At 72.4% G+C, this 16,097-nt stretch carries 14 protein-coding genes and 1 pseudogene; 6 read left to right on the forward strand and 9 right to left on the reverse strand.

Annotated features, from left to right (window positions below):
• Positions 1 to 96 precede the first annotated feature (96 nt).
• Positions 97 to 1,731, forward strand: coding sequence for an ATP-binding protein (locus ACWY4P_RS18250; RefSeq protein WP_456211609.1), 1,635 nt, complete (start codon positions 97 to 99; stop codon positions 1,729 to 1,731).
• Between the two features lie 290 nt (positions 1,732 to 2,021).
• Here the strand turns inward: ACWY4P_RS18250 and ACWY4P_RS18255 are convergent, their stop codons facing one another.
• From ACWY4P_RS18255 to ACWY4P_RS18265, 3 genes are all read right to left on the reverse strand, one after another.
• Positions 2,022 to 2,792, reverse strand: a complete 771-nt coding sequence (locus tag ACWY4P_RS18255) for an MBL fold metallo-hydrolase (protein WP_456211610.1) — start codon at positions 2,790 to 2,792, stop codon at positions 2,022 to 2,024.
• A 32-nt stretch (positions 2,793 to 2,824) separates the two neighbouring features.
• A complete protein-coding gene (locus ACWY4P_RS18260; protein ID WP_456211611.1) occupies positions 2,825 to 3,820 on the reverse strand; it encodes an ADP-ribosylglycohydrolase family protein in 996 nt (331 codons plus the stop codon).
• Between the two features lie 73 nt (positions 3,821 to 3,893).
• Complete coding sequence (locus ACWY4P_RS18265) at positions 3,894 to 4,433, reverse strand: YceI family protein (RefSeq protein ID WP_456211612.1); 540 nt, start codon at positions 4,431 to 4,433, stop codon at positions 3,894 to 3,896.
• Positions 4,434 to 4,590: 157 nt separating this feature from the next.
• Here ACWY4P_RS18265 and ACWY4P_RS18270 point away from each other — a divergent pair, with 157 nt between their 5' ends.
• A complete protein-coding gene (locus tag ACWY4P_RS18270) occupies positions 4,591 to 5,106 on the forward strand; it encodes a MarR family winged helix-turn-helix transcriptional regulator (protein ID WP_456211613.1) in 516 nt (171 codons plus the stop codon).
• Between the two features lie 34 nt (positions 5,107 to 5,140).
• Here ACWY4P_RS18270 and ACWY4P_RS18275 read toward each other — a convergent pair whose 3' ends face one another.
• On the reverse strand, positions 5,141 to 6,250 hold the full coding sequence (locus tag ACWY4P_RS18275) for a ferritin-like domain-containing protein (protein WP_456211614.1): 1,110 nt from the start codon (positions 6,248 to 6,250) through the stop codon (positions 5,141 to 5,143).
• Positions 6,251 to 6,461: 211 nt separating this feature from the next.
• Between ACWY4P_RS18275 and ACWY4P_RS18280 the strand changes: the two are divergent.
• The 4 genes and pseudogenes from ACWY4P_RS18280 to ACWY4P_RS18295 all read left to right on the forward strand — a co-directional run.
• Positions 6,462 to 7,001, forward strand: a pseudogene (locus ACWY4P_RS18280) (diiron oxygenase); the annotation flags it as partial.
• Between the two features lie 188 nt (positions 7,002 to 7,189).
• Complete coding sequence (locus ACWY4P_RS18285) at positions 7,190 to 8,029, forward strand: TetR/AcrR family transcriptional regulator (protein ID WP_456211615.1); 840 nt, start codon at positions 7,190 to 7,192, stop codon at positions 8,027 to 8,029.
• 10 nt (positions 8,030 to 8,039) lie between these two features.
• Positions 8,040 to 8,306, forward strand: coding sequence for a hypothetical protein (locus ACWY4P_RS18290; protein ID WP_456211616.1), 267 nt, complete (start codon positions 8,040 to 8,042; stop codon positions 8,304 to 8,306).
• 213 nt (positions 8,307 to 8,519) lie between these two features.
• On the forward strand, positions 8,520 to 9,956 hold the full coding sequence (locus tag ACWY4P_RS18295) for a C40 family peptidase (protein ID WP_456211617.1): 1,437 nt from the start codon (positions 8,520 to 8,522) through the stop codon (positions 9,954 to 9,956).
• Between the two features lie 14 nt (positions 9,957 to 9,970).
• Here the strand turns inward: ACWY4P_RS18295 and ACWY4P_RS18300 are convergent, their stop codons facing one another.
• The 5 genes from ACWY4P_RS18300 to ACWY4P_RS18320 are packed head-to-tail and all read right to left on the reverse strand — an operon-like array spanning position 9,971 to position 15,960.
• A complete protein-coding gene (locus ACWY4P_RS18300; protein ID WP_456211618.1) occupies positions 9,971 to 11,329 on the reverse strand; it encodes a styrene monooxygenase/indole monooxygenase family protein in 1,359 nt (452 codons plus the stop codon).
• A 12-nt stretch (positions 11,330 to 11,341) separates the two neighbouring features.
• Positions 11,342 to 11,968 (reverse strand): GTP-binding protein, encoded by a 627-nt coding sequence (locus ACWY4P_RS18305; RefSeq protein ID WP_456212962.1) that lies wholly within the window; start codon positions 11,966 to 11,968, stop codon positions 11,342 to 11,344.
• Positions 11,969 to 11,975: 7 nt separating this feature from the next.
• Entirely contained in the window at positions 11,976 to 12,353 is a 378-nt protein-coding gene (locus ACWY4P_RS18310) for a DUF742 domain-containing protein (RefSeq protein WP_311728876.1), read from the reverse strand.
• Complete coding sequence (locus ACWY4P_RS18315) at positions 12,350 to 12,835, reverse strand: roadblock/LC7 domain-containing protein (protein ID WP_456211619.1); 486 nt, start codon at positions 12,833 to 12,835, stop codon at positions 12,350 to 12,352. Before ACWY4P_RS18315 ends, ACWY4P_RS18310 begins: the two co-directional genes overlap by 4 nt.
• Entirely contained in the window at positions 12,832 to 15,960 is a 3,129-nt protein-coding gene (locus ACWY4P_RS18320) for a nitrate- and nitrite sensing domain-containing protein (protein ID WP_456211620.1), read from the reverse strand. Before ACWY4P_RS18320 ends, ACWY4P_RS18315 begins: the two co-directional genes overlap by 4 nt.
• Between the last annotated feature and the right edge of the window lie 137 nt (positions 15,961 to 16,097).

Raw genomic sequence — 16,097 nt, forward strand, 5'->3', positions numbered from 1 at the left:
AGCGAAGACGCGGATGAGGGGCGTCGGGGAGGTACGGACAACGATCTATCGGGATCCTCTCGCGATGTCGTACAAGCCGGAGCCATCACCGGAGGCGTGCACTTCCACCACACCCGGGCGTCGGAAGACCATGTCCGGGTTGTTCCGCGGCAGCTGCCCGGTGATGCCAGGGGCTTTGTCAATCGCAGGGCGGAGTTGCACCGCCTTGACGCGATCCTGACCGGTGGCGAGGGCGACTCCGTCGTCGTCGCCATATGCGTGATCGCCGGTACCGCTGGAGCGGGGAAAACCTCTCTGGCCCTTCGCTGGGCCCACCAGGTGAAGACCGACTTCCCCGACGGTCAGCTCTACGTCAACCTGCGGGGCTACGATCCCGGCGAGCCGATCACCGCACAGGAGGCACTGCACCGGTTCCTCACCGGCCTTGGCGTCGCGGCAGGCGCGGTGCCGACGGATACCGAGTCCGCCGCGGCCTTGTTCCGCTCCCTGTTGGCCGACCGCAAAGTGTTGATCGTCCTGGACAACGCCGCCACCGTGACCCAAGTACGGCCGCTGTTGCCCGGCCATCCCGGCTCCCTGGTGGTCGTCACCAGCCGTGGCCGTCTGTCCGGGCTCGCCGTACGTGACGGGGCGCACCGCATCACCCTCGGGACCCTCCCCGAGCCAGAGGCGGTCGCTCTTCTGCGGGCTGTGACGTCCGGCTACCGCCCGGAAGACGACACGGAGAAGCTGGCAGAGCTTGCCCACCTCTGCGCACGACTGCCCTTGGCGCTGCGCATCGCGGCGGAGCGGGCCGCGAGCCACCCGTATATGCATCTGGACGAGCTGATCGCCGACCTGCGTGACGAGTCGGCGCTGTGGGCGGCTCTCAGCACGGGAGACGAGCAGGACGCGGACGCGGTGCGCACGGTATTCGCCTGGTCGTACCGGGCGTTGCCCCCGGACGCGGCCCGCCTCTTCAGACTGCTCGGTGTCCACCCGGGGCCCGGGTTCGGCGTGGCAGCCGTCTCCGCCCTGGCCGGTGTCAGCGTGCGACAGGGGCGGCAACTGCTGGATGTGCTGGTCGGTGCCCATCTGCTGGAGCAGACCGCCCCCGATCGCTTCGAGTTCCACGATCTCCTCCGGGCCTACGCGACCGATGAGAGCCGTCTGGAGGAGACGGCCGACAGCCGTGCCGCGGCACTGCGGCGCGTACTCGACTGGTATCTGCACACCGCCGATGCCGCGCAGAGCTGGATCGCCCCCGCCCGCGAACACGTTCCGCTCGGTCCAGCGGACGAGAGCGCCGTTCCCCTGTCCTTTTCCGACTTTGAGACTGGACGCTTGACGGAAGCGGAAAGCAATCTCGGGGAAGCCCTCGCGGTGCATCAGCGGATGGTGAACAAACGCAGCGTGGGCAACGTGCTCCGCATGCGCAGTGCGATCCATCTGGAACGCGGGGAGCTGCCCGAAGCCGACCGGGTGGCGCACGAAGCTCTGGACATCTCTCTCGAACTGCGCGATCACGCATTGGAGGGTTACTGGCTCCTTTATGTGGGCGATGCACAGCGAGCTCTCGGCCAGTACGCCGAGGCTCTGACCTCATACCAACGCTCCGCAGTGCTTCACCGCCGTTTGGGCGACCGCAGCCGCGAAGCCCTCGCGTGGCACGGTGCCGGCGGGGCCTACCAGCGCCTTGGACGTCACGGCGAAGCCGCCGACTTTTACCGCAGGGCCGCCATGGTGCATTAAGAGCTCGGTGCCTCCTGGCACCAGACCATCGCACTGGATGGCCTCGCCGCTTCGCTGTGCGACAAGGACGCGGCGGCGGCCAGGAGACATTGGGGCGCTGCGCTACGGCTCCTGGCCGACTTCGACGACGCGCGTGCGATGGCGCTGCGACAACGGATCGACGGCCGGCTGGGGCATGACCGCTGAGCCTCACCCCAGGCTTCGGCTTGAGCGGCCGAATCAGAAACCGCGAAAGATGCCGTCTTCGTCGACGCGGCCACCTCCTCGGAGCGCCCCGAGGCCGTGGCGATTCAACCCACCGGGAAGGTGGCGCCAGGAGCGGCGTAGTCGATGGGACCGTTGAACCGGGTCGAGGCACGAGCCACTGCCTGCTGCGGTGTGAGGAAACGCCCGACGTGCGTGACGAGCAACCGTCCCGCCCGGGCCGCGCCGGCGGTGTCACCGGTGTCCTCCGGTGTGTGGTGGACCTGTTCCCCCGTGCTCGGGGCCTGGGCGCTCTCGGCCTCGCACAGCAGCACATCGCACCCCTCGGCCAGGCTCGTCAGCGCGGGGCAAGGTGCCGTGTCGCCGGAGTACACCAGCGACCGGCCCGCGGCCTCGACGCGCAGGGCGAAGGCGGGGATGCCGTGTTCCACCGCCCGGCTGGTCAGCGTCAGCGCGCCGACCCGCGCCTGATGTCCGTCGTGCAGTTCCTCGACGGCGAAGGCGGATTCGACCGGGCTGCGGGTCGCGGTGTTGGTGAGGAAGTGGGCCAGCCGGTCGGCGATGCCCGGCGGGCCGTACAGGGGGATCGGCGCCGCGAGCTGGATGTCGGCAAAGAGCGCACCGTAGTAGGCGGTGAGCAGGTCCGCACTGTGATCGGCGTGCAGATGCGAGATCCAGATCGCGTCCAACTCGTCCAACCGGACGTGTCGTTGCAGCTGAGCCAGCGTCCCGCTGCCCGCATCCACCCACACCCGGGTGCCGCCGCCGGACACCAGGTAGCCGGAACAAGGGTTGTCCACACTCGGGTAGGGCGTTGCACAACCCAGAACCGTGAGACGGAGAAGATCGCTGTTCATCCGCGAACTCTAGAACACTTGCCCGGCGTCGCTCAGTGCAGCGCCGCCACCCATCCGGGCAGCGGCTCGCGTCGCTCCAGCCAGTCGGCCGGGGCGGCGGAGACGCCCGTGGCCGCCCCCACGACGCCGCCCACGATCGCGCAGGTCGTGTCCACGTCGCCGAGGCCCTCGGCCGTGGCCCACAGCGCGGCGATCAGGTCGTCCTGGTGGCGGGCGGCGCACCAGAGGGCGAAGGGAACGGTGTCGTCGGCGCGGATACGGCGGCCGCTGCCGAGGAGCTCGGCGGCCTGGCGCGGGGTGGTGGTGGGTGGCAGGGCGATGGCCTGAGTGAGGCCGTCGCGGACCGGGCCGGGCGGGGTGCGGTCCACGACCTGGCGCAGGAGGTCCGGGGTCGGGCCGAGGGGGTCCGAAGTCGGGGCGCGCAGGTCCGGGGCCGGGGCGCGGCGGGCGGTGAGGGCCGCCGCTACGGCGACCGCGACCGCGCCGGCGATGCCCTGGGGGTGGGCGTGGGTGACCTCGGCCGAACGGCGGGCCTGTTCGGCGGCGCGGTCCGGGTCCGCGCTGAACCACGCGCCCAGCGGCGCGACCCTCATCGCCGCGCCGTTGCCGAGGCTGCCCTCGCCGCCGAACAGGGCGCGAGTGGCGGAGGGCCAGGAGGCGGGGGCGGCGGCGAGGGAGGGCAGGAGTTCGTGCATGCCGCTGCCGTAGCCGCGCCCGGGGTCGGACAGGAAGGTGTCGGCCAGGGCCTGGGCCAGCCGGGGCTGGTCGATCTTCCCGTGGCCGTTCAGCACGCTCAGTAAGCCGAGCGCCATCGCCGTGTCGTCCGTCCAGGGCCACAGCGACTCCTCCGGGACCGCCCGCGCCCGGATCTCGTCGTACGCCCGCCGACGGTCACGGAAGAGCGGGAACCAGCGCTCGCCGAAGGCGTCGCCGAGGGCGAGGGCCTCGATGCTGCGGCGGGCCGCCGACAGGTTCGGGGCCGGAGTCGGAGTCGGGTTCGGGGCCGGAATCGCGGTCATGGTGCGCATCGTGCCAGTGGGGGGTTGCCCGCGCATCGCGGTTTTCCCGCGCGCCGCCTCCCCGCGCCGCGGTGTTCGCCCCTTACGCGCGTCCGCGCGTGAAGTGGGCCTCGACCGTGATCGCGGTCTGCCCCTTCATCATGCCGAGCCGGTTCCAGGTGAGCCCGAAGTCGGCCGGGTCGACGGACAGTTCGGCGGTCAGCGTGACCCCGTCCGCGGTGGCGCCCGGCGCGGTGGCCGTGAAGGCCAGCGGGCGGGTGGTGCCGCGCACCGTCAGCTCACCGGCGATCTCCACCGCGCCCCGGGGGTCGGGCGTGGCGCGGTGGGCGGTGAAGACGAGGGTGGCGTGGCGGTCGGTGTCGAAGAAGTCCGCGCTCCGCAGATGGGCGTCGCGCTTGGCGTGGCCCGTGTCCACCGAGGCCGCCTCGATGGTCAGGGTGCCGCTCGCGGAGCCGTCGGGCAGGACCTCGCCCTCGCCGTCGACGCGGGTGAAGCCGCCCTTGACCGTGACCATTCCCCACATCGTCTTGTGCTGGATGCGAACCCGCGTCCGCGCGGGGTCCAGGATCCAGGAGCCGGACTCGACGGCTGGGAGGGGCTTGGCGGCAGCGGGTTCGGACATGACGGGTGGCCTTTCGTACGGGCAGGTCAGGGGAGTGTTCAGATAGCCAGTTTTAGATAGCCAGATATTAAGTAGCTAGTTAGACAATAGCTGGCGTTGATACCCTGGGCAAGACCGGTCGACAGTGTGAGTCGACAGTGTGAGAGGGGAGCGAGACGTGGCGGAACGCCGGGAAAAGGCGTGCGCGGGCGAAGAGGACGGCTCCCGGTGCCCCACCTCCGACGACCTCGCGCTGCTCGATCAGTGGGACGTCCTGCAGTCCGGGATGCGCCGGCTCACCGCTCAGCTCCTGGACGACGTCGAGGCGAAGACCGACCTGGCGCCCTCGTCGTTCCGGGTGCTGTGGTTCCTGCTCACCGCCTCGGACCACGCCGCCCCGATGAACCAGCTCGCCGCCACCCTCGGCTTCACCACGGCCGGCACCACCAAGGTCGCCGACCGGCTGGCCGAGGCCGGGCTGCTCGAGCGCCATCCCTCGCCGAGCGACCGCCGGGTCACCCTCGCCCGGCTGACCGAGCCGGGTCTCACCGCCGCCGTGACCGCCGCCCTGACCTTGGCCGACGCCCTGCGCAAGCGCGTCGTCGGGCCGCTGGGCGCGCAGAGCTTCGCCTCCCTCGTGGACGGGGTCGGCACGGTCGACCCCACGCCGGCGCCCCGGCACAACTGCGGCTGAGCCCCCGAACCTCAGCCACCCCCGCAGCCACCCGTCAGCCGTCCGCCGCGCCCTCGGCGATGGCCGCCGCCACCTCTCCCGTACGCGCCGCCTCCTCCGCCCGGAAGCGCCTCGCGTCGAGCCGGTCGGCCAGCTCCTCGTCCTGGGCCATCAGCTGGTCGAGGTCGCCGTCGCCCAGCTCCAGCACGCCCAAGTCGACATAGGCGCGCCGCAGCCGCGTGCCCCACAGCCCGATGTCCTTCACACACGGCACGATCCGGCTGAACAGCAGCTTGCGGAAGAGCTGGAGCTGCGGCGACCGCTCGGTGTACTCGTGGGCCTCGGCGCTCGGGATGCCGAGGTTCTCCAGGACCTCGACCCCGCGCAGCCGGTCGCGCATCAAGTAGCAGCCCTCGATGACGAACTCCTCGCGCTCGCGCAGCTCCGCGTCCGTGAGCTGGCGGTAGTAGTCGCGCAGCGCCATCCGTCCGAAGGCGACATGGCGGGCCTCGTCCTGCATGACGTAGGTGAGGATCTGCCGGGGCAGTGGCTTGTCGGTGGTGTCGCGGATGAGCCCGAACGCGGCGAGCGCCAGGCCCTCGATGAGCACCTGCATGCCCAGGTACGGCATGTCCCAGCGGGAGTCGCGGAGGGTGTCGCCGAGCAGCGCGGCCAGGTTGTCGTTGACCGGGTAGAGCGTGCCGAGCTTGTCGCGCAGAAACCGGCTGTAGATCTCGGCGTGCCGCGCCTCGTCCATGGTCTGGGTGGCGGAGTAGAACTTGGCGTCCAGGTCGGGCACCGATTCCACGATCCGCGCCGCGCACACCATGGCGCCCTGTTCACCGTGCAGGAACTGGCTGAACTGCCAGGCGGCGAAGTGGTGCCGCAGCTCACCCTTGTCCCGCTCGGTCATCTTGGCCCAGTGCCGGGTGCCGTGAAGGGCGAGGGCCTCGTCGGGGGTGCCCAGCGGGTCGTGCGGGTCCACCTCCTGGTCCCAGTCGATCCGCTTGACGGCGTCCCACTGCTTGTCCTTGCCCTTCTGGTAGAGGGCGAGCAGCCGTTCGCGGCCCTGGCCGTAGTCCCAGCTGAAGCGGGCCGCCCCGGCGGCGGGCACCTGCCACATCGGATCCCCGGGGTCCATCGCGTAGAGCTCCTGCGTCGGCATTCGACGCCTCCTTCGCCTTACTCGCTCCCCCGTGAACGGATGGGAAAACGCGGGCTCACACGTCCGGTACGGCCGAGCCATATGCCGCTCGAGGATCGGTCGAGCGTATCGGCGGCCCGCTCCCCGCGCGGCCTTGGCGCGGCCGTGCGCCGGGGATTGACGTGCTTGCTGACACAGCGTCTCATAAGACGTATCCGCCGGTAACCCTCCCGGCGGCACCCCCGCCTACCCGCCCGCCCCGTTGCACCACAACCTCGGCCGCTTCTTCAAGACGGTCTCCACGACCCCCGGCTCGTTCACCGCGACCCTGCTGGGCGAGGAGATCCTGGACTGGATGCAGCGGCTGACCTTCCCCGACGAGCGGATCCAGCCGCTGGTGCGCGGCGCGACCCGGATCCATGTGGTGGAGGAGGCGCGGCATGTGCGGTACGCGCGCGAGGAGTTGCGCCGCCAGATGGTGTCGGCGTCGCGCTGGGAGGCGGAGCTGACCCGGCTCGGCTCGGGCGAGTTCGCCCGGGTGTTCGCGCGCGCCTTCGTCAACCCCCAGGTGTACGCGGACGTCGGGCTCGACCGGCGCGCGGCGGTCGAGCAGGTACGGGCGAGCGGCCATCGGCGCGAGGTGATGCGCGCGGGCGCGAAGCGGCTGACCGACTTCCTCGACGACATCGATGTGCTGCGGGGCGCCGGGCACCGGTTGTGGCAGAGCTCGGGCCTGCTGGCCACGTCGGCCGGGGGCACCTCCCAGCGGTAGCTGGGGGAGCCGAAGGGGCGCGCCGCCCGCGCCGGAGGCGCTGATGTGCGCTGTGAAAGGGAGAGCGCGCGGAGGCCCTGAGGCGCGAAGGGCCGAGCACGGTCGACCGTCGACAGGGGCTGAGGCGCCCCGAAGGCGGTTCGAGCCCTGAAAACAATTCGCACGCAGGGCCGGTTACGCTGCCAGGCATGACGACAGGCAGCGGCACCGCCCCGGCGCACCCGGCGGCAACGACCCGTGCCGCGGCGTCGCCCGCGGCACCCGCCACACCGGCGGCCGACCCCGCGGTCCCCGCGGCCGCGGCGCGGCGCCCCGCGCGGCGCGCCGCCTATCGCAGGCTCGGCGTCGAGGAGCGGCGGGCCCAGCTGATCGCCGCCGCGCTCGGGTTGTTCGCCCATCGCGCCCCCGAGGACGTCTCGCTGGACGACGTGGCCACCGCCGCCGGGGCCTCCCGGCCGCTCGTCTACCGCTACTTTCCGGGCGGCAAGCAGCAGTTGTACGAGGCGGCGCTGCGCAGTGCCGCCGACGAGCTGGAGCTGTGCTTCGCCGAGCCCCGGAGCGGCCCGCTCACCGTACGGCTGCGCCGGGGGCTCGACCGCTATCTCGCCTTCGTGGACGAGCGCGACGCCGGGTTCAGCGCGCTGCTCCAGGGCGGCAGCGTCGCCGACACCTCCCGGACCAACGCGATCGTCGACGAGGTGCGGCGAGCCGCCGCCGACCAGATCCTGCTCCATCTGGAGGTGGCGGAACCCGGCCCGCGGCTGCGGATGATGGTGCGCACCTGGATCACGGCGGTCGAGGCCGCCTCGCTGATGTGGCTGGACGACGGCAAGCAGCCGCCGATGGCGCAGCTGCGCGACTGGCTCGTCGACCACTTCGTCGCGCTGATGGCCGCCACGAGCGCGAGCGACCCGCAGACGGCGCGGGTGCTGCGCGCGGTGCTCGCGCTGGAGACGGCGGAGGGGCAGGCCGGGGCGCTGGCCCGGCGCGTGCTGCCGGTGCTCGGCGACGCCTCCCACCTGCTGTGAGACTGGGCCGGTGAGAAGCGAGGAGACGCCCTTCGTGGGCGGGCCGCTGGACGGCCGGGTGCTGCCGGTGCTGGTCGGGCTGACCGGGCAGCCGCCGAAGACGTACGAGGTGCCGGTGCCGGACGAGGGCGGCGGCCCGCCGACGGTGTACGTCTACCGCCGGGTGCCGGCCGCCACCTCGCGGCGGCTGGGGCTGGTGCGCGGGTGGCGGTACGAGTACGACCCGGAGGGCAAGCCGCAGGGCGGGCTGAAATGGCCCTGGTCGAAGCCCGGCTGACGGCACGCCAACACGGCACACCAACGCGGCATGGTGGCAAGGGACGACAGCGGCGACAGCACGGTCGCTCGCACAGACATACGGCAGACGGGCGGGCGGACCGACCGCCGAACGAGTGACCGTATTGACCCGACTCGCGGACATTCTCCTGAATATACGACTGGTCATGCCACGATCGCCCCGAGGTCGAGTGTCGAGCCCGGAGGTGAGACCGTGTCAGGACGCATCGCGGGATCGGTCTGCGCGGTGGCGCTGACCGCGGTCACCGCGCTGGCCGTACCCGTCCCGTCGGCGCCTGCCGCCCCCGCGCCCGCCGAGCAGTCGGTCGCCGAGCTGCTGACACAGCTCAAGACGCTGTACCGCAAGGCCGAGGAGGCGACCGAGGCGTACAACGCCACCGAGGAGAAGCTGCACAAGCAGCGCGCCAAGACCCGCGCGCTGACCATCGCCCTCGCCCGCACCCGCGCCCACCTCGCCGTCAGCCATGACGAGGCGGGGCGACTGGCCCGCGAGCAGTACCAGGGCCGCACCCAGCTCTCCTCGTACTCCTTCCTGATGGCGCTGCTGTCCCCCAGCCCGGACCAGATCGCCGAGCGGACGCGCGAGCTCGGCCGGGCCGCCGACCGCCAGGCGATCCTGGTCGAGCGGCTGACCAGAGGGGAGGCACACGCGGACAGGCTCGCCGAGCGGAGCCGGGCCGCGCTGAAGAAACAGCTGTCCCTGGCGACCAAGCGGAAGAAACAGCGCGACAAGGTCGAGAAACGCCTCATCGTCATCGAGCGGACCCTGGCCTCGCTGACCTTCCGTCAGCTGCGGGCTCTGGAGGAGCGGGAGCGCCAGGACACCGAGAGGGCGCAGTACGAACTGCTCGCCTCCGGCGCCCTCGACCCGTCGCCGGGGGGCGACGCCGCGAACGACTCCGGGGACATCGACACCAGCGGAGACACCAGCGGGGACACCAGCGGGGACACCAGCGGGGACACCAGCGGAGACATCAGCGGCGAAACCGACCGCGATACCGGCCGCGCCACCGACCGCGCCCCCCGCGGCCGCACCGACCGCGGCAAAGACCCCGTCCCCGAGGCCGAAGGCACCCCGCCGGACAAAGACACCCCGCCGGACACCCCACCCGACCCCGCCGCCCCGGGCCCCGACCCCGAAGAACCCGGCACCGCCCCGGAGCCGGAAGAGGCCGAGAACCCGCCCCCGCGGACCAAGGAGCCCGCCCGCCGGACCGCACCCGGCCACCGCCGCTCGCCCCGCCGCCCCTTCGCCTCCGCGGCGGCCGGGCAGCGGGCGCTGCGGTATGCGCTGAACCAGATCGGCAAGCCGTACGTCTGGGGCGCGGAGGGGCCGGGCTCCTTCGACTGCTCGGGGCTGACCTCCCAGGCATGGGCGCACGCCGGGCGGCCCATCCCGCGCACCAGCCAGGAGCAGTGGCGCCGGCTGCCGCGTGTGAAACTGAGCGAGCTGCGCCCCGGCGACCTGGTGGTCTACTTCAAGGGCGCGTCCCACGTGGCGATCTACGCGGGCAACGGCATGGTGGTGCAGGCCCCGCGTCCGGGCAGCCGGGTCAAGCTGTCCCCGCTCGCCTCCAATCCGCTGCGCGGCGCCGTGCGCCCGAGGGCGGGCGGCGGGACCAAGGGCTGACTCAGCCCACCTGCTCAGCCCACCTGCTCAGCGGCCTCGTCGGCCGTGTCAGCCGTAACCGCCGTATCAGCGGCGACGGCCGAAGCAGCCACATCAGCCGTATCGGTTCCCGCGTCCTCGGCGGACCCCGCTGCTTCCGCCTCCTCCAAGTACGCCGCGGTCTTGTCCGGCTCGTAGAAGAAGTTCTCGAAGTCGGCCGGGTCGTCGAAGCCGTTGGCGAAGCGGTGGGCGACCGCGGGCAGTTGGCCCGCCGCGCCCAGGAGGCGCACTATGTGCTCGGGCGGCGGGGCCAGCATCGCGTTCGTCCACTTGGTCACATGCCGCGCCGTCGCCCAGAACCGCGCGAACGTCCGCCGCATCCAGGCCTCGTCGAAGGGCCGGTCGCCGTGTTCGACGATGCTCGTCAGATACGAGGCGGCGCACTTGGCCGCGGAGTTGGACCCCTGGCCGGTGAGCGGGTCGTTGGTGACCACGACATCGGCCACCCCGAGGACCAGCCCGCCGTCCGGCAGCCGGCCGATCGGGTCGCGGACGGTCGGGGTGTAGCGCCCGGACAGCGTGGCGCCCGCGTCCGTCAGCTCGACCCTGGTGGCCCGCCCGTACTCCCAGGGCGTGAACCACTCCATGAGTTCAAGGGTCAGGGCGAGATGCTCGGAGGGGTCGGTGACGCCCTCGAAGACGTCGGCGGGGCCGCCGGGGATGGCCTCCCAGAACAGGATGTCGGCCCGCCCGGAGGTGGTGAGGGCGGGCATGACGTACAGCTCGCCCACGTCGGGCACCAGATTGCAGCGCACCGCTTCGAGCTCGGGGTGTTCCAGCCGGGGGGCGAGCCCGTGGACGTAGGAGACTGCGAGGGCGCGCTGCGGGGAGGTGTACGGGGAGCGGGCGGCGTCCCGGCCGAAGAGGCAGCCCAGCTCGCCCTTGCCCGCAGCGACCAGCACCAGGTCGTACCGCTCCGCGAAGAACTCCAGGTCGGAGACGGCCGCGCCGTGGATGACCAGCCGGCCGCCGCGCCGCTCGAAGGCATCCATCCAGCCGGCCATCTTCAGCCGCTGGTCGACGGACTGGGCGTAGCCGTCCAGCTCGCCCACCCAGTCGACCAGGCGCGGATGCCCCAGCGGGGTGACGGGGCCGGCGACCGAGACGCCCAGGCCCTGGATGCGCGGGGCCTGCTCCTCCCAGAAGTTGATCTCCTGATCGCGCTCGTGCTGGAGCGCGGTGTGGAACATGCACTGGGTGGACATGACGCGGCCGGTGCGGATCTCATCGGCCGTGCGGTTGGACATCAAGGTGACCTCGTACCCCTGGGTCTGGAGCCCCAGGGCGAGTTGCAGCCCGGACTGGCCGGCCCCGACGATGAGCATCCTGCGCATGGCCGGGCCGGTTCACTCGGGCGAGATGTCCACGGCGAACCTCACCAGGGCGAGCAGCGCGTCGGCCACCGAGACGCGGTTGCGGGCGTCCACGATCACCACGGGCACCTTCGCCGGTACGGAGAGCGCGTCGCGCACGTCCTCCGGCTCGTACCGTGGGGTCCCCTGGAAGTGGTTGACCGCGATGACGTACGGCAGCCCACAGCTGTCGAAGTAGTCCAGCGCCGGGAAGCTGTCCTCCAGCCGCCGCGTGTCGACCATCACCACCGCGCCGATCGCGCCGCGCATCAGGTCGTCCCACATGAACCAGAACCGCTGCTGGCCCGGCGTGCCGAACAGATACAGGACCAGGTCGGAGTCGAGCGTGATCCGGCCGAAGTCCATCGCGACCGTCGTGGTCAGCTTCTGCGGGGTCGCGGCGAGGTCGTCCACGTCCTCGCTGGCCCGCGTCATGAGCGCCTCGGTCTGTAGCGGGGTGATTTCCGAGACCGAGCCGACGAATGTCGTCTTACCGACGCCGAAACCCCCCGCGACGACGATCTTGGTGGCGATGGGCGCCCGTGTACGGTCCTCCTGCCACCCTTGGAGCCCCTCATCGGCCTCCGGTATCTCCGGCACCCACACCGGTGCCGCCGTCATCGTCGTCTCAGAGTCTGCGAAGTCCACTGAGCACCCTTTCGAGCAACGCGCGTTCCGGCTGGCCGGGGCTTCGCCCGGTGCCGTACACGCGGATCTTTCCCTGGTCCGCGAGGTCGCTGAGCAGCACGCGCACCACACCGAGCGGAATCTTGAGCAGCGCGGAGACCTCCGCGACCGAACGCATCCGACGGCAGAGGTCGATGATGGCCCGGATTTCCGGCACCATCCGGGAGGCCGGCCCGCTGAGCGCGGGTTCGACCGCCCCGTCCGGGGTCTCCAGCGTGGCCACGAAGGTCTCGACCAGCAGCACATGGCCGGATCGGGTCCGGCCGCCGGTGAGCGAGTACGGGCGTACGCGGGCGGCCTTGTGGGACGCGGACGTCACTGTGCGGACTCCAGGGACCGGCGCAGCTCGGTACGGAGTTCGGGGGTGAGCACATGCCCGGCCCGGCCGACGAACAGCGCCATGTGGTACGCGACCACGGTCATGTCGCAGTCCGGCGTGGCGTGCACGCCCAGCAGCGAGCCGTCGCTGATCGACATGACGAACAGACTGCCCTGGTCCATCGCGACCATCGTCTGCTTGACGCCCCCGCCGTCCATCAGCTTGGCCGCGCCCAGCGTGAGGCTGCCGAGGCCGGAGACGATGGTGGCCAGGTCGGCGCCCGACCCCTTCGGGCCGTCCTGGGCCGTCGGGTCCGCGGCCGCCGCGGCGTGCCGCGCGTCCGAGGACAGCAGCATCAGACCGTCGGAGGAGACGACGGCGACCGAGCGGACGCCGGGTACCTCCTCGACCAGGTTCGACAGCAGCCAATGCAGATTACGGGCCTCGGAACTCAACCCATACGTACTACTGGGCGCATTCACCTGCGTGCCTCCTCAACCGTGCCACCCTCGTCCTGCGCCCCCGATTGTCCCCGCTGCCGCTCCCCCACCGGGCCGCGACCCGCGAACTCGGCCTCCGCGTCGCGGCGCCCCTCGCGGGCGCCCTTCTGGAAACCGCCGAGCCTGCGCCGCAGTTCCTCGGCGTTCACCGCGCCCGTGCGCTCGAGCGGGTCGCTCTCCGGCAGGGCCACGTTCTTCGGGGTGCGCTTGGGAAGTCCCTTGTCGGTGAGGCGCCGTTCGCGCGCCTCTGGTGCTGCCGCTTCTTTCTCCGGGGCTCGCTGCCCGGGCACCCCGGCCGGCGCCTCGGCCCTGGAGGCCCCGGCCGCCCCGGACAGCTGCCCGTCCGCGGTCCCGGGCCGGGTGTGCTCGGCGGGCTCGGCCAGATACGGCCCGGTGACCGACCGCGTGACGTCCGTGGGCTCGGCCGGTGCCGGACCCTCGGCGGGCCCCCAGGCGTCGGCGCCCACCGGGCGCATGCCGTGGCCGCCGATCGTCTCGCCGCCGCCCCGCTGGACCGGCCGGCGCGGGTCGGGGACCGGCTCGTCCCGGTGCCCGGAGAGCTGGATGGTCCGCTCGGCGGCCTCCACCAGCGGGTCGGGGGCCTGCTTCACCACGCGCCGCGGAAGCATGGGCAGCGTGCCGCCGTCCGACGGGGCCGGGGCCGGGTGGCCGCGCGGCGGGGTCGGGTCGGGGGCCATCTCGACGCCGGGGGCGGCCGACGCGGCGGAATCCGCGGCCCGGGGCCGCCGCTCCGGGGCCGGGCCGTCGGCCGGCGATCCGGCCTGCGGTCCGGCCTGCGGTCCGGCCTGCGATCCGGTCAGCGATCCGGCCGGGGTCCCCGGGGGGTTCGCTCCCGTACGGGCCGGGCCGCCGGAGCCGTCCTCCGCCGCGCCCGGGCGCGGCAGGCCCAGGCGCCCGCCGCGCCGGTGCGAGAGCGTCCGGGGCGACTCCAGGTCGGCGGCGGAGGTCCCGGCGAGGGCCGGACGGGACTGCCCCGGAAGGGTGTTGGAGTTGGCCTCGGCCACCGAGCCCGGGAAGGACGGCAGCGAGGTGCCGCCGTACGAGGACACCGCGGGCGCGGCGGGCGGCAGCCCGGCGCCGGGCGGGCCGGCGGGCAGGATCTTCGTCGGGAGGACCACGACGGCCGCGACCCCGCCCGGCTTCTGCTCGCGCAGCTGCACCCGTACGCCGTGGCGCGCGGCCAGCCGGGTCACCACGTACAGACCGAGCCCCAGCGGGTCCTCGGGCTGCGGGCCCTGGCAGTACTCCGGCACCGGGTCGGACAGCCGGTTGTTGAGCTCGACGAAGCGCTCGGGCGTCATGCCGATGCCCTCGTCCTGGACGGAGAGCATGACCTCGCCGCTCTCCAGCAGCCAGCCGGAGATCTGAACCATGGTGTCCGGCGGCGAGAACGTGGTCGCGTTCTCCAGCAGCTCGGCGATCAGGTGGCTGATGCTGTCCGCCGCGTACCCGGCGACCTGGGCGTGCTGCGGCAGGGCCTGGATCTGCACCCGGTCGTACCGCTCGACCTCGCTGATCGAGGCGCGCAGTACATCCAGCAGCGGCACCGGTCCCGGGTGCGCGGCCTTGTTCTCGGAGCCCGCGATGACCAGCAGGTTCTCGCCGTAGCGGCGCATCCCGGTGGCCAGGTGGTCGAGCTGGAAGAGGGTCTGAAGGCGGTCCGGGTCCTGCTCGCGCTCCTCCATGTCCTCGATGATGGTCAGCTGGCGCTCGATCAGGCCGAGGGTGCGCAGCGCCAGGCTGACGAAGCTGCCGTGGACGCGGGCCCGCAGACCGTCGAGGCGGGTGGCGACCTCGTCCCGCTCGCGGCGCAGCTCGGACCGCTCGTCGGCCAGCCGCCGCCGCTCGTCGACCAGTCGGGCCCGGTCGGCCTCCAGCTTCACGGCGCGCTCGTGCTCGCGCACCGCGGCCTGGTGCATCTGGTTGACGGCCCGTACGGCGTCCGCGAACTCGTCGTCGCGCCCCTTGAAGGCGATCGGCTCCTCGGCCAGCGGGTCGGTGGCCACCCGCCGCGCGCCGAGCCGCAGCGCGGCCAGCGGGCGGGTCATGGAGCGGGCGGCCTGGACGCTCATGCCGATGGCCAGCAGCAGACAGGCGCCGAGGATGCCGATGCCCACCTCGAGGTCGGTGACCTCGTCGTCGCGCAGCTTCTCCAGATGCTCGATCTCGGCGGTGGCGAGCGAGGACTCGACGCCGCGCATCCGGTCGAGCCGGGCGGACAGGCTGGACTCGACGCGCTCGCCGTTGAGGAAGAGGTCGGTGTCGGAGAGCTGGGGCTGGTCGGTGAGGCGGGCGATATAGCGCTCGGCGGCGGTGACCTCGGTGCCGTTGACGGTGCGGGCGAAGCGGTCGCGGGCGGAGGCCGGGGCGAGCTGGTTGAAGTCGGAGAGCGCGGACTGCTCGCGGACGTTGGTGCGCTGGGCCGCCGAGGTGAGCTTGGGCTGGCTGCCGCCCGCGGAGAGCGCGCCGAGCAGCAGCCCACGGGTGGCGGAGGCCTCCTCCGTGGCGCGACCGAGGGGGGCCAGCGCCGCCGCGGAGCCGTCGTCGGTGCCGGCCCGGAGCTTGCGGGCCAGGGTGTCGGCGAGGCCGCCCAGGGCCTGGATGGTCTCGGTGTAGCTCTCGTACACATCCAGCGCCGAGCCGTTTCCGGTCAGCGCCTGCTGCCGGACCTTGGGCAGCGCGTCCAGCAGCCGCCGCACCTCGGCCGGGGTGCCCGGGCCCACCTCCTTGACCTGCCGGTCCACCCGGGCCCGCTGGCTCTCGGAGACACCGGCGCCGGAGGCGGAGTTACGCCCGGCCGCGACGTACTCGATCATGGCGTCGCGCTCGTCGGCGAGGGCGTGGGAGAGGGTCACCGCGCCGCGGTTGGTCTCGGCGAGGTCGACGAGCTTCTGGGCGTCGGTGGTGTCGTCCAGCGCGCTGAGGACGGCCGGGGCCCCGGCCCCGAGAACGGCGAGGGAGACGACGGCGACGGACACGGCCAGCCGATTACGGACCCGTGCGGTGCCGCGTTGCGGCGACGCCTCCTGCTGGCGTGGCTCGCCGACCTGCTCATGGTTGCTGCCCCGAAGCCGCTTCTTCCGCACCGGTGCTCACAATCTTTTCTCGCCCGACCCACTGTGGTTCAGAGGTGACGACGGTTCAACAATTGTGTTTCCCCACCTCTGGTAGGGGTTCCGACCCTTTCAGGGCGACTTCGGGACGGGCATACATCACCCACCCC

It is taken from the genome of Streptomyces sp. LZ34, from assembly GCF_053890475.1.

Coding starts and splice junctions, on each gene's coding strand:
- ACWY4P_RS18255 (WP_456211610.1), bottom strand. CDS start 2,792: ATGAACAGCGATCTTCTCCGTCTCACGGTTCTGGGTTGTGCAACGCCC.
- ACWY4P_RS18260 (WP_456211611.1), bottom strand. CDS start 3,820: ATGCGCACCATGACCGCGATTCCGGCCCCGAACCCGACTCCGACTCCG.
- ACWY4P_RS18265 (WP_456211612.1), bottom strand. CDS start 4,433: ATGTCCGAACCCGCTGCCGCCAAGCCCCTCCCAGCCGTCGAGTCCGGC.
- ACWY4P_RS18275 (WP_456211614.1), bottom strand. CDS start 6,250: ATGCCGACGCAGGAGCTCTACGCGATGGACCCCGGGGATCCGATGTGG.
- ACWY4P_RS18285 (WP_456211615.1), top strand. CDS start 7,190: ATGACGACAGGCAGCGGCACCGCCCCGGCGCACCCGGCGGCAACGACC.
- ACWY4P_RS18300 (WP_456211618.1), bottom strand. CDS start 11,329: ATGCGCAGGATGCTCATCGTCGGGGCCGGCCAGTCCGGGCTGCAACTC.
- ACWY4P_RS18305 (WP_456212962.1), bottom strand. CDS start 11,968: ATGACGGCGGCACCGGTGTGGGTGCCGGAGATACCGGAGGCCGATGAG.